This window comes from Paraburkholderia sp. SOS3, assembly GCF_001922345.1.
Classification (GTDB): domain Bacteria; phylum Pseudomonadota; class Gammaproteobacteria; order Burkholderiales; family Burkholderiaceae; genus Paraburkholderia.
In genome coordinates, this window is the sequence record NZ_CP018811.1 from 1,029,804 (window position 1) to 1,042,148 (window position 12,345).

Annotated in this window: 13 protein-coding genes; 6 read left to right on the forward strand and 7 right to left on the reverse strand. The window is 62.6% G+C overall.

Going from position 1 to position 12,345, the window contains the following annotated elements:
* Window positions 1–26 precede the first annotated feature (26 nt).
* The 3 genes from BTO02_RS04675 to BTO02_RS04685 all read right to left on the reverse strand — a co-directional run bounded on the left by BTO02_RS04675 (window position 27) and on the right by BTO02_RS04685 (window position 3,648).
* Window positions 27–1,049, reverse strand: a complete 1,023-nt coding sequence (locus BTO02_RS04675; protein ID WP_075158594.1) for a lysylphosphatidylglycerol synthase domain-containing protein — start codon at window positions 1,047–1,049, stop codon at window positions 27–29.
* A 5-nt stretch (window positions 1,050–1,054) separates the two neighbouring features.
* Window positions 1,055–2,296: a bacteriohopanetetrol glucosamine biosynthesis glycosyltransferase HpnI gene (gene hpnI / locus BTO02_RS04680; RefSeq protein WP_083614982.1), complete on the reverse strand. Its 1,242-nt coding sequence runs from the start codon at window positions 2,294–2,296 to the stop codon at window positions 1,055–1,057.
* Between the two features lie 671 nt (window positions 2,297–2,967).
* A complete protein-coding gene (locus BTO02_RS04685) occupies window positions 2,968–3,648 on the reverse strand; it encodes a VIT1/CCC1 transporter family protein (RefSeq protein ID WP_075156049.1) in 681 nt (226 codons plus the stop codon).
* A gap of 383 nt (window positions 3,649–4,031) precedes the next feature.
* Between BTO02_RS04685 and BTO02_RS04690 the strand changes: the two genes are divergently transcribed.
* Window positions 4,032–4,496, forward strand: a complete 465-nt coding sequence (locus BTO02_RS04690) for a glycine zipper family protein (RefSeq protein ID WP_075158595.1) — start codon at window positions 4,032–4,034, stop codon at window positions 4,494–4,496.
* A gap of 18 nt (window positions 4,497–4,514) precedes the next feature.
* Here BTO02_RS04690 and BTO02_RS04695 read toward each other — a convergent pair whose 3' ends face one another.
* Window positions 4,515–5,714 carry an MFS transporter gene (locus BTO02_RS04695; RefSeq protein ID WP_075156050.1) on the reverse strand — a complete coding sequence of 400 codons (1,200 nt, stop codon included), beginning with the start codon at window positions 5,712–5,714 and terminating at the stop codon, window positions 4,515–4,517.
* A 192-nt stretch (window positions 5,715–5,906) separates the two neighbouring features.
* Here BTO02_RS04695 and BTO02_RS04700 point away from each other — a divergent pair, with 192 nt between their 5' ends.
* From BTO02_RS04700 to BTO02_RS04720, 5 genes are read left to right on the forward strand one after another with little or no spacing between them, the layout of a single operon-like run.
* The gene (locus BTO02_RS04700; RefSeq protein ID WP_075156051.1) at window positions 5,907–6,887 is read left to right on the forward strand and encodes a chromate resistance protein ChrB domain-containing protein; all 981 of its coding nucleotides are present in this window, start codon (window positions 5,907–5,909) and stop codon (window positions 6,885–6,887) included.
* Window positions 6,884–8,071 carry a chromate transporter gene (locus BTO02_RS04705; RefSeq protein ID WP_075156052.1) on the forward strand — a complete coding sequence of 396 codons (1,188 nt, stop codon included), beginning with the start codon at window positions 6,884–6,886 and terminating at the stop codon, window positions 8,069–8,071. Before BTO02_RS04700 ends, BTO02_RS04705 begins: the two co-directional genes overlap by 4 nt.
* Window positions 8,072–8,102: 31 nt before the next feature.
* Window positions 8,103–8,837: a superoxide dismutase gene (locus BTO02_RS04710; protein ID WP_232243442.1), complete on the forward strand. Its 735-nt coding sequence runs from the start codon at window positions 8,103–8,105 to the stop codon at window positions 8,835–8,837.
* A 58-nt stretch (window positions 8,838–8,895) separates the two neighbouring features.
* Complete coding sequence (locus tag BTO02_RS04715; protein WP_075156053.1) at window positions 8,896–9,939, forward strand: YncE family protein; 1,044 nt, start codon at window positions 8,896–8,898, stop codon at window positions 9,937–9,939.
* A 49-nt stretch (window positions 9,940–9,988) separates the two neighbouring features.
* Window positions 9,989–10,345, forward strand: coding sequence for a COG4315 family predicted lipoprotein (locus BTO02_RS04720; protein ID WP_075156054.1), 357 nt, complete (start codon window positions 9,989–9,991; stop codon window positions 10,343–10,345).
* A 20-nt stretch (window positions 10,346–10,365) separates the two neighbouring features.
* On the opposite strand, the gene BTO02_RS04725 is transcribed toward BTO02_RS04720, so the two are convergent.
* The 3 genes from BTO02_RS04725 to BTO02_RS04730 form a co-directional block, all read right to left on the reverse strand.
* Window positions 10,366–11,133, reverse strand: a complete 768-nt coding sequence (locus BTO02_RS04725; protein ID WP_075158597.1) for an MBL fold metallo-hydrolase — start codon at window positions 11,131–11,133, stop codon at window positions 10,366–10,368.
* 387 nt (window positions 11,134–11,520) lie between these two features.
* Window positions 11,521–11,652: a hypothetical protein gene (locus BTO02_RS35375; protein WP_269667996.1), complete on the reverse strand. Its 132-nt coding sequence runs from the start codon at window positions 11,650–11,652 to the stop codon at window positions 11,521–11,523.
* A gap of 17 nt (window positions 11,653–11,669) precedes the next feature.
* Window positions 11,670–12,164 (reverse strand): YciE/YciF ferroxidase family protein, encoded by a 495-nt coding sequence (locus tag BTO02_RS04730; protein ID WP_075156055.1) that lies wholly within the window; start codon window positions 12,162–12,164, stop codon window positions 11,670–11,672.
* Window positions 12,165–12,345 lie beyond the last annotated feature (181 nt).

Here is a 12,345-nt window from a genome sequence, read left to right on the forward strand (position 1 = left end):
TTCATGCCTTGTTCAAGCCTCGACGCTTACCGGGACGAACGTGCACGGGCGAAGCGGTCCGCTCGAACGCCAGTTTGGCGACTCGAAGCGGGCCAATGCTCGGCGACCTGCCAGGCCAGCAGCCCTGGCAGGTAAATCAGCAAATCGCGTATCCGTCTTGCGCCCGCCAGCGCGAGACAGGTCTCCGGAGTCAAACCGAGCAAGCCGCCGATCACCACGAATCCGCCTTCCTGCACACCGAGCCCCGCCGGCACCAGAAAGGCCGCGCTGCTCAGCATCTGGATCAAAGCCTCGAGCACGAACGCTTGCGCGAAACTGACATCGGTACCGAGGAAATGAAGCGCAAGCCATAGCTCGAATGCGAAGCCCACGCATTGCAGCGTCTGCCAGATACACAGATAACGCACGACCACGCCGCGCTGCCGCCAGATCAGCTTCACCGACTGATCGATGCGTGCGGACCGGCCGACCAGGGCAACGAGCTTGCCGCTCGTCATCTGGTTGAGGACGCGCGCTGCCCGCTCGAACGGGCGCGCGTGCTGAACGAGCGCGAACAGCACTAGCACCGGCACGGCCACGGCGGCGACACCGGCCAGCCGCTCCATCACGGCGGCCGCTTGCGGCGACCCGTGATAAAGCACGTAGCAGGCAGCGGCAAGCGCAAAAACCACCTGGCTGATCAGCGTGAGCTGCATATCGACAACGAGGCTCGCCACCGCCGTGGCGGGCCGCACGCCAACCCGTCCGAGCAGACGGAACGAAACGATTTCTCCGCCGATACGGGCGACGGGCAGCAGGCCGTTCACCGATTCGCGAATCCACACGAGCTTCAGCATGGCCGACAGCCGCGGGCGCTGTGCCGCGCGAATCAGCGAGCGCCAGTCCCATGCATTTGCCAGCATCGGCAGCACATGAACGAGCGCGGCCAGCACGAGCCCGGCGCCCGCGTCTTTCAGCAGTCGCAATACGGTGGCCGGATGTTCGCGCCACACGAGCCAGGCCGCGGCGGTAACACCGATCAGGGCCAACGCCCGTCCGGGATATTTCATCGATCTCATTTTTTATGCGCTGGCGACAGAAGGCCTTCGTCGTCGACGTCGAAGCTGAATCCGCGCCACTCGACACGCGACGAGAAAAAACTCGCAACAAAGATGACGAACGATAGCGCATCCCACATCGGCAGCAGCCAGATTCCGCGATGGGTCTGCTGCACCGCGTTGTCGGAGCGCCACTTGAGCGCGAGTCGCGCGGCGAGCGCGATGCTGGCGAGCACCCATGTCCACAGCGCGCCTCCCGACGCCAGTACCGCCAGGATGGCGAACGGAACCGGATGCATCAGCGCGGAGCCCAGATGCCCGAGCCGATCGACGGCCCGGATCGTCCGGCTCCAGCGCAACTCGTGCGCGACGAACTTCGTGAAGCTCGTCTCGACGCACGCATGCCGTACTGTGAACGGCGGGATGGCGACCGTCGCGCCGGTGCGCCGCACCGCGTCGCCGATCGCATGATCCTCGGCCAGATGATGAGCGAACTGTGTCAGGCCGCCGATGCGCTCGAGCATCGCACGCTCCATTGCGATGGTCTGGCCAAAACAGGGGCGCGCCCTGCCGATCGCGAGGCCCGTTACGACGCCGGGCAGAAAATGATAGTTCGTCGCCGCTGCGGAAAAGCGCGGCCACCAGCCCGGCGCGCACAATCCGCGATACACGCAGGTCACGAGTCCGACGCCGGGGCTCTGCAACGTGCCGACGACGTGGCGCAGATAACTGCGTTCCACGGTCACGTCGCTGTCGGCAAAGCAGAGCACATCGTGCTGCGCATGCTCGAGCATATTGACGAGATTGCCGATCTTCCGGTTCGGCCCGTAGAGCCGCGAGTCGATCACCACGCTGACCTGCGCATGCGGATACTGCGCGCGCAGCCTGTCGACGGTCGCGAGCGCGACATCTGCGGGGTCGTGCACACCGAATACGAACTGCACCGGCCCCGGGTAATCCTGCTCGAAAAAACTGACGAGATTGTGCTCGAGATTCCATTCGTCGCCGCACAACGGCTTGACGAGCGTCACGCCGGGAAAGCTCGACGGCTGCGCACATGAGCGCGCAAAGAAGCGGCGCACGAACTCGCCGGCGAGCCACGTGTAGCCGATTCCCGGCACCGCGAGCGCCGCACAGACGCGGGCCAGCGACACGCTCAGCACATGGGCGACATGCCACGCGGCGAAGACATTCGATGCAGCTACGCGCGCGAGCCCAACAGGTATGCATAGGAACAGGATGACGCGCAGCGCGCGCATGGTCCCGTTCGAGCGTCCCCGGCTTGTGCTCGATTCATCGCGGCGCGCGTTCATCGCATCCCTTGTATGAGCGTTGACCTGAGGGACTCCGTCGCTTGGCGATGAACGCAAGGAAGGCACAGGAGGTCACCGCGTCGGCGCGCGCTGCCCGTTTTTCCGATGTAAGGTGTCAAGGAACCGTCCGGTCGAAGAGCCGGCTTCAAGGTCGACGGCCTCATGGTGGTTTCGGGTTCGACACGGCACGGTGATCCGCGGTGTCAGCGCAGTGTTTCGAAATACTTGCAGCTCACTTCCAAAAGATCGACGCTTCTGCGAGGTGGCGCAAACACGTATCGTCGTCGAGAGACAAGGATGGTACTCGCGCTTATCTGAAGGAATTCTTAAGAAATGCGGCGCAAAATAATTTTTGCGCGGCCGGCCTCGTTTCCGATTGTTACCAATTCGGATTCGCGGTCTACGGCTCTATCGGATTGGACTCAATGTCGTCGCTATTTCGCGTCGCGTCGCATCGCAAAGCGCACCCTTGCCCGGTACGATGGCTTACGAAAAGAAAACGCGTTGGCCGATCTGCGCGCTTCGATGTCTTTGACGTCGGCCAGCGCGGAGTCGCCCGACCCCGTCTGCGAGGAAGGCGGATACCCGAGCATTAACCTCACACCAAACTGCGTCGATCAACCGCCGAGTGCAATGATCGCCATCGTCAGCAGAATTCCAAGCGCCGTCATGGCGAAGCCCGCTTTCATGGCGCCCGCATCGGTGTAGCGTCCTAGCGCGAAGCCAGCAGCGAAAAGTATCAGAAGCGTGAGCACACGCGAGGCGATCAGTGCCGTCCCGAGATCCTTGACAATCAGAAAGGGCAGCGCGACCGGGAAGGTTCCCAACACGACAAGCAGGAAGATGCCCAGCGCGCCGACGAAGTCCTGACGCACGAATGTCGCTCGAGGCGGCAACGTCGGCATCGCTGCCAGGCGTGCGCGGATTCGCTCGAGGTCGGCGTCTTCCGCGAACGATTTAAGCGTCTCAGGCAACGCATTGCGGAGCGCACGTATGGCCACCACCGGATCGCGTTCCCGTTGCGCCGTTAGCGCGATCTTCAGGCGCTGCCCCCGATCGACGAGCGTGCGTACCAGATACATCACGGCGTCGGCGAGTCCCCACGCGAGGTTGCATCCGAGTGCGGCAAAGAACATTTTGTACCCGGCGTCCTGGCCGGCGCCGGTTGCCTTGACGGCGCCGACGAACGTCAAGGCCATGAACAGACCAAAACATAGTTCGCAGACGCGATCGACGGGCTTCAGAACCGGTTCGCGCTGTGCGGACTCCGCGTGCCCGGCCGGCATGATGGTGCTCATTTTTGCCCCCAACTCAAAGTGGACAAGGTCGCGCGTCAGCTCGGCAGGAACAGGACGGTCAGCATGAATGCGGCGATCGTGACCATCCGCCCTCTCCCGGGCTGCATGGGACGTCGTTCCATCACAGCGCTGATCGAGACAATGCCGGTTGATTCATGTCAAGCCGATGCCTCGACCGTGGCTCGGGCCGGTCCGCAAAAGGCTCATCGCAGAACACAAGAACACTCGATGCACCGTGTCCGATTGGCCGGAATCTCCGTCCTTGATCTGTCGCAATGGACGACGCCCCTGGCGTCCTATGCTTGTATTGCATCGCGGCCGACGGGATGCGCGGCAACGGCACGCGCGTCCGCTTTCAACGGCCATCCATCAAGGAGCACCCCATGAACGCGTGGACGAAAATCGCGTCGATCGCCCCGCTGCTGTGCCTTCAGATCGCAGCGCAGGCACAGCCCGTAGCGTATCCGGCCAAGGGCCAAAGTTCGCAGCAACAGCAAAAGGATCAATCGGCATGCGTCTCTTGGGCCAAGTCGAAAACCGGCGTCGATCCTGCTACGGCCGCTGCCGCTGCGCCGCCGCCCTCGGGTCCCGCGGTAGGCGGCGGTGAGCGGGTGTCGGGCGCCGCACGGGGCGCCGCCGGTGGCGCAGTGATTGGCGCGATCGCCGGCAACGCCGGCAAAGGCGCCGCTATCGGAGCGGCTACCGGCACAATGGTCGGAGGAGTACGGGCCCGTCAGAACAGACGGAATGCAGAAGCGTCCGCCCAAGCTCAGAATCAGAACGCCATGGCCGCTTTCAATCAGGCCTATTCCGCTTGTATGAGCGGTCGCGGATACACGACGCAATGAACGTTACGCCTGCGCAAGCTAAGGTCTGCCATGCGGAGCCTTGCCGGAAAGAAGCAGTGCGATTGTTGCCAGACTGAACGCAGCACCTGCATGGAACGTAGCGGCGGCCCCTAGCTTGTCCCACAGTTCGCCTGCAATGACGCTCGACGCCAGCGTAACCGTACCGCTAAACAGATTGAAAAAGCCGAACGCCGTGCCGCGCAGTTGTGCCGGTGCGGTATGAGACACCATGGTGGCAAGCAGTCCCTGCGTCATGCCCATGTGAAGACCCCACAATGCAACGCCCAGCAGCACGACGCTCCAGTGTGCTCCGTGCGCCAGCACGACGTCTGAAGCGATCAGCACCACGAGGCCGGCGATCAGCAGTTTGACAGGGTTCATCGTGTCGGCGAGCTTGCCGAACGGATAGGCCGACAGCGCATACACAATATTCATCGCGACGAGGAGGAGGGGAACCAGCGCAACGGGAACCCCGCTGCCCATCGCGCGCAGCACCAGAAATGCCTCGCTGAAGCGGGCCAGCGCAAACCCGGCCCCTATAACGACCACCCACCAATAGCTTGAGCCTAGATTCCTTAGGTTATCCAAACTAACGGGATTCATTCTCCTTGCACCGGGTTCGCGTGACGGTTCCCGAATGCCGAAGGCCAGCAGCGCGACGGCGAGCAAACCGGGTATGACAGCGAGCCAGAAGGCAAGCCGGAAGTTGTCCGCCCACAATGACATGATGACCACCGCCAATAGCGGTCCCAGAAACGCGCCTATCGAATCAAGCGACTGCCGCAATCCGAACGCCGCGCCTCTCAGATGAACGGGCGTAACGTCGGCGACCAGTGCATCGCGCGGTGCGCCGCGAATTCCTTTGCCAACCCTGTCGATGATGCGTGCGCTCACCACTACGTCGATGGTCGGCGCGATAGCGAACAGCGGCTTGCTTAGCGCCCCGAGTGCGTACCCGGCTACGGCGAGCCATTTCCGGATTCCGAGGTGATCGCTCAGTGCGCCGGAGAATACCTTGACGATCGGCGCCGTCGCTTCCGCAATGCCCTCGATGAGACCGATGGTTGCCGCACTCGCACCGAGGCCGACCATCATGAACATGGGCAGCAGACTGTGAACGATTTCCGATGAGACATCCATGAAAAGACTGACACAGCCTAGTATCCAGACGCTCCTCGGGACGCTTGCGAGACCGTTGAGTCGAGATCTGACTTCCATGTGTTCGTTCCATTTGCGACAAGGGACAGCGCGGTTCCGCGCGTGCAGCAGCCTACCATTCGACGCAGTCGTTAGCGGCGCGCGCGTCGACGCGGATCTGGATGTTTCCTCACGGGGCATCGCGAATACCTGACTGCTGGCGTCGAAAAAGTTAACTTGTAGATATTGTTACGCGTGAGTAGCATTGTCTACATGAATACCTTGCAGACATGGTCGCTATTCGTGTTGACGCTTCCCACCGGGAACGCGACGGCGCGCATGCGTTTCTGGCGGGCGCTGAAAGCAAAGGGCTGCGCGGTTCTTCGGGACGGCATCTATCTGTTGCCTTACAGCGAAGAACGGGAAGCCACGCTGCGCGAACTCGCTGCGGCCATTGCCGATAGCGGCGGCAGCGCATGGTTGCTGCGGGCGCCCAGCGTCGATGCTTCGCAAGAAGCCGAATTCCGTGCGCTGTTCGACCGCGTCGACGATTACGACGCGTTCATCCGCGCGCTTTCCGATTCGCGCAAGACCGTGGCCGGCCAGTCCGCCGCCGATCTGACGAAACTGCTGCGGCGCTTGCGCAAGGACTACGAGACGATCGCCGCCATCGACTATTTCCCGGGCGAAGCGGCCACGCGTGCCGAAGTGGCCTGGCAGGACTTCGTCGCGCACGTCGACACGGTGCTGTCGCCCGGGGAACCGCACGCCGCCGATCGCGCTATCCGTTCACTGTCGGTCGCGGACTATCAGCGCCGCACCTGGGCAACCCGTCGACGCATGTGGGTCGACCGCGTCGCAAGCGCGTGGCTCATTCGCCGCTTCATCGACCGCGACGCGCGCTTTATCTGGCTGACCTCACCCGAGGCCTGCCCGGCCGATGCGCTGGGCTTCGATTTCGATGGCGCGGCTTTTACCCATGTGGGCGAGCGCGTCACGTTCGAAGTGCTGCTTGCGAGCTTCGGTCTCGACAAAGACCCCGCGTTGTTGCGCGTTGCCGCCATGGTGCACGCGCTCGACGTGGGCGGTACATCTGTGCCCGAAGCGATCGGCTTTGAAGCCATCATGGCCGGCGCCCGGGAACGCGCAGCCGACGATGACGAGCTGCTCGCCGACATGGGCCGTGTGCTCGATTCGATGTACACGCACTTCGCCGCAAGCGAAAAAGGCAGCGGCTCGGGAAAGCGCTCATGAGCACGACAGCGACTGTGAGCACGCCTCGCTACACGCTCGGCCAGATGGCGCGTTATATGCTCAGGCTCGGGACTTTCGGGTTTGGCGGACCCGTGGCGCTCATGGGGTATATGCGCCGCGATCTCGTCGAGCAGCGCGGCTGGATTACCGACGCGGACTACCGCGAAGGTCTGGCACTCGCGCAGATGATGCCGGGGCCGCTTGCCGCGCAGCTCGGCATCTATCTCGGCTACGTGCACTACCGGATCATCGGCGCCACGATCGCCGGCCTTGCTTTTGTGCTGCCGTCGTTCCTGATGGTGGTTGCGCTCGGCTGGGCGTATGCGCACTTTGGCGGATTGCCGTGGATGCAGGCGGTCTTCTACGGCGTGGGCGCGGCAGTGGTCGGCATCATCGCCATGAGCGCGTCCAGGCTCTCCACAAAGACACTCGGCGCAGACAGGCTACTGTGGGTCATCTACCTGACGCTCGCCGCCGTGACCGTCGTCACCGAGTCCGAGATAGCGTGGCTGTTTATCGCGGGCGGTCTTGCGAATTGTTTCCGCCGCGCACCGCCGCGATGGTTGCGCAAGGATGGGCTCAACGCCATCGCGATTGCGCAGGCGCCCGCATTGAGCGGCATGCTGAGCGGCCTCGATCTGTCATTGCTGAGCCAGCTCGGCGTGTTCTTTGCGAAAGCGGGCGCCTTCGTGTTCGGCTCGGGCCTCGCGATCGTGCCGTTCCTTTACGGCGGCGTCGTGACCGAACACCACTGGCTCAACGACCGGCAGTTCGTCGATGCGGTGGCCGTCGCGATGATCACGCCGGGCCCCGTCGTCATCACGGTCGGATTCATCGGCTATCTCGTCGCGGGCTTGCCCGGTGCTTGCGTGGCCGCGCTCGGCACGTTCCTGCCTTGCTATCTGTTCACCGTGTTGCCGGCACCGTACTTCAAGAAATACGGGCGGCTACCTGCCGTGAAGGCGTTTGTCGACGGAATCACGGCTGCGGCCGTCGGTGCGATCACGGGCTCCGTGATCGTTATCGCGAAGCGCTCTGTCTTCGACTGGCCGACCGCGCTGCTCGCGCTCGCAACCGTATTGCTGCTATGGCGCTTCAAAAAGCTCCAGGAGCCTGTGATTGTCGTCGCGGCTGCCGCCGTCGGCCTCGTCGTCTATCCGCTTGTCCACCTGCACGCCCTGTGACCGGACGCGTGCGCGAATCTACGAGGAACTCATGGCAACACGTCGTACCTTTTTGCAAAACTCTGCCGCGGTCGGCGCCGGGATGATGCTGGCTCAGGCGCAAACGGTTTTCGCTGCAGACGGCGGCGTCTACATCGACAAACTTGTCGACGCGGACGGCAAGTACGTAGCCGCGCCGCTGCCATTCGACTACGGTGCACTCGAACCGGTCATCGATGCGCGTACGGTGGAACTGCACTACAACTTCCATCACAAGCCTGCAGTGGCTGCGGCGAACAAAGCTGAAGAAGCGCTGGCCAAGGCGCGCAATACCGGCGATTTCGCGCTCGTGAAGTTCTACGAGAAGGAACTCGCGTTCCAGCTTTCCAGCCACATCCTGCACACGGTTTACTGGACGAGCATTTCGGGCAAGGGCGGCGAGCCGAAGGGCGATCTGGCGAAGCTGATCGACAGCAACTTCGGCTCGTACGCGAAGTTCAAGATGCAGCTCGCCGCGGCGACCATCGCCACCGAGGCGTCGGGCTGGGGCATCGTCGGTTATCACCCGACGACCGGCAAGCTGATGATCCTGCAGTGCGAAAATCACCAGAAGCTGACCGCCTGGGGCATCCAGCCGATCCTCGTGCTCGACGTGTTCGAGCACGCTTACTACCTGAAGTATCAGAACCGCCGCAACGAGTACGTGAACGAGCTGTTCAACATCGTCGACTGGGACAACGCGGCGCTGAGGCTGCAAGCGGCGATGCCGTCCCGAAGGGCCGCTTGACATGCGTTCTACCAGTCAATTGCCGTAGAAAGCAAGTCGAGGTGGATAGAGGATCGTCATGAAGCACACGCGGGCCTATCGCTCTTTCGCTGGATGGCTGATCGCGCCGGCCTGCCTGATGGCGGCCGTCGCGGGACTGACGACCGGGTGTCTGGCGAAGGATTCGAACCTATCGGGGGCGCGCGGCCTGGCGCTCACGCACATCGCCGACCTACCGTTGCCGGGTCGTGCGTCGCGATTCGACTATGAGACCTACGATCCCGGCCGGCATCTGCTATTCATCGCCCACCTCGGCGACAGCGAAGTCGTGGTGTTCGATACGCTCGCTTCGCGCGTGGTGGGCCGCATATCGGGAGTCGCGGCCGTGCACGGCGTGCTCGCCATAGCGGAGCTTTCCCTCGTGTACGCATCTGCGACGGGAACGAACGAGGTTGTCGCAATCGACGAACAGACTTTGAAAGAAGTCGCGCGCATGCCCGGCGGCGTCTATCCGGACGGCATGGCCTACGCGCCCGACGTCCACAAGCTTTACGTCTCGGACGAGACCGGAGAAACGGAGACTGTGGTTGACGTGCTGACGAACCGGCGTGTCGCAACCATCGCGCTGGGCGGCGAAGTGGGCAATACGCAGTACGACCCGGTCACGCGGCATGTTTTCGTCAATGTCCAGTCGCGAAAGCAACTGGTCGAAATCGATCCGGCCAACGATGCCATCGTTGCGCGCATCGATCTGCCGGGAGCACGAGGCAATCACGGCTTGCTCATTCTCCCGCAGCAACGCCTCGCGTTTATTGCTTGCGAAGACAACGACCGGCTGCTGGTACTCGATATGCACACGATGAAAGTGACCGCGTCGTTCGACGTCGGCGGCGATCCGGACGTGCTCGCTTTCGATCCAGGCCCCGGCACGGTGTATGTGGCCGGCGAAAAGGGCGTCGTATCGACGTTCAGCGTGACAGGAACAAAGGTGTCGAAGACCGGCGACGGCTCGGTGGGCCCGAATGCGCACGTCGTCAATGTGGATCCAGCGACGCATCGGTCGTACTTTCCGTTGAAGAGCGTCGACGGGCGTCCGGTGTTGCGGGTGATGGCGCCGGGGTAACGGACGGCCTACGGCACGTTCGCAGCCGGCATGAGCAGGGGGCCTTGAGATGAAAGTGCTTGTCGGAATTGCCGTCCTTCTCGCATTTACTGGTGCGCATGCGAAAACGCCGCACGTGAACGATGGCGTGCTAGTGGACGATGACGGCATGACGCTTTATACGTTCGGCGGCAGTGGTCCGCCGGATCCGAAATCATGCGAGGGCGACTGCGCGAGAAACTTCCCACCCGCGCTTGCTGCTCCGGGCGATCGTCCCTCCAGCGAATTCACGCTGGTGCCCATGGCGAACGGTACATCGCAGTGGGCCTACGAGGGCAAGCTGCTATACCGCGGCTTGATGGACAAAAAGCCGGGAGACCGGCATGGAGACGGGCTGAACCAGGTGTGGCATACCGTCCAGCCATGAGCTGCACGGCACGAGCCGTTTCATGCCCGCTTCGCCAGATACGCATCCACAAGCTGAACCAGCCGTTCACGACCAAAGCTCGGATCGTGACCTGCATGTACGATCCGCACAGGCAGTTCGCGCAGACGTTTCATCGTTTGCACGTATGTCGGGATATCGGCGCCGCCGATTTCATCGAGCAGCGGACCGTCGTAAATGGCATCGCCGGAGAACAACGTGCCGGTGGCCGCTTCCCACAGGCCGATGCTTCCCGGCGAATGACCGGGCAGGTGCAGAACTTCGAAATGCCGGTCTCCGAGATCGACGACACTCCCTTCCTTGACGATTTCGCTGACCGTTGCCGCCCGCACGTGATACTCGGACATCTGATAGTCAGCATCGGGCAGCGCAGTGATCAGGTCGCCATCGAACGGATAGCCCACGTCGCGATAGCGCCGGATGGCAGCGTCACCCAATACGGAAGCGAGCAGCGTGCCGCGCTCGCGCGGCGCGCGCAGGTTGTCGGCTTCCAGCTCGTGCACCAGCGTATGTTCGAATTCGTGGTGGCCGCCGATATGGTCCGCATGCGTGTGTGTTGCGACGGCGGTCACCTTCTTTTGCAGTAGATGCCGCGCGGCCTCGCGCAGGCTCGCGATGCCCATGCCGGTGTCGATCATCAGATCGCGGTCGCGGCCGCGAATGTGCCAGATATTGCAGCGCATGAGCGGCACGACGTGCGGCTCCCACAGCAACGTGATGTCGTCGCTGACGCGCTTCAGTTCGAACCAACGGCTGGCTATCGGTAGCATGATCGTAGTCACTCGGGGTTGGCGGCGGCACTGCATCGAAGTCGTGGCCATAGCGGCCACGCAGCACGATGGCGAATGATGATACGCCGCCTGGCCAGCGAGAAGTTAATGTTGCTTCGTGCCGGCCGCGTACCGCATGCATAGCCGGCGCACGGCATGCCGAAGATCAGACGAGCTTCCGCTTGCCGAGCCGCGCCGATCACCGACCTCCGTGTTCATTCGCCTCGTCCCGTTCAGAGGCGCCAGGATTCATTCTGGAAAGGAAGGGCAATGAGCCGATTCTTTGGTTGTGGCTGCCGCCGCACGTTCACATTGTCCCTGCTCAAAGGGCGTTGAGCCGGCCGACCAGTTGGCGTCGCCATGAGAGCAGCGCGTTTGACGCCGCCCTCAACTCGTCAGCGACATGCAGACCGCCAGCAGCCAGATGCCGATCTGATAAGCGAGCAGCGCACGCTTGATACGGTCTGCAGTCCGTCCGTGGTACGGGCCCGGCTGCACCGCGGCCGGAGGGGTTCGCATATGCGGCATACGAGCCTTTACTTGCCCAGTGCTTCGGCGGCCACTTTCTGCTCGGCGAGCAAAGAAAGCTTTTCGTCCGTAGCCTTTTCTTCCTTGAGCGTCTCGGCCAGCAGCCTGACCGCATCGTTTTGCCCGAGTTGCTTCGCGAGCGCAATGAGTGAGCCGTACGCTGCGATCTCGTAGTGCTCGACCTTCTGTGCGGCCGCGATCAATGCGACATCCAGCACCGGCCCCTTTTCGATCTCCTCGATCTGCTCGCGGCCTTCTTCGACAAGCCCTTCCATCGCGACACACTTCACGCGCTTCAGGCGGATGCCGGCGCCCTCGACAAGCTCGTCGATTCGTTCGATCTGACCTTGCGTCTCTTCCAGATGTGTCATGAACGCAGCGCTGAGTTCCTCGTTCGTCGCCGCGCGCGCAAGCCGCGGCAACGCCTTGGTCAATTGCTTCTCGGCGCTGTAAATATCGGACAAGGAATGAACAAAAAGATCGTCCACGGTTCTGGCAGTCATGGTCAGTGCTCCATATCGAATGACATTCATAAAAGAGATGCGCTTGGCTGGGCCAGAGCAAGCGGGAATGTGCATCGCGCGTGCCCGCTCCGTCGCGCGCGCAATAGCACCGGTTCGCAACGACCGATGAAGTCGGCGGGCCGTCCGCACGCAGGGTAGCTAGGCACGCTGGATGCGGATT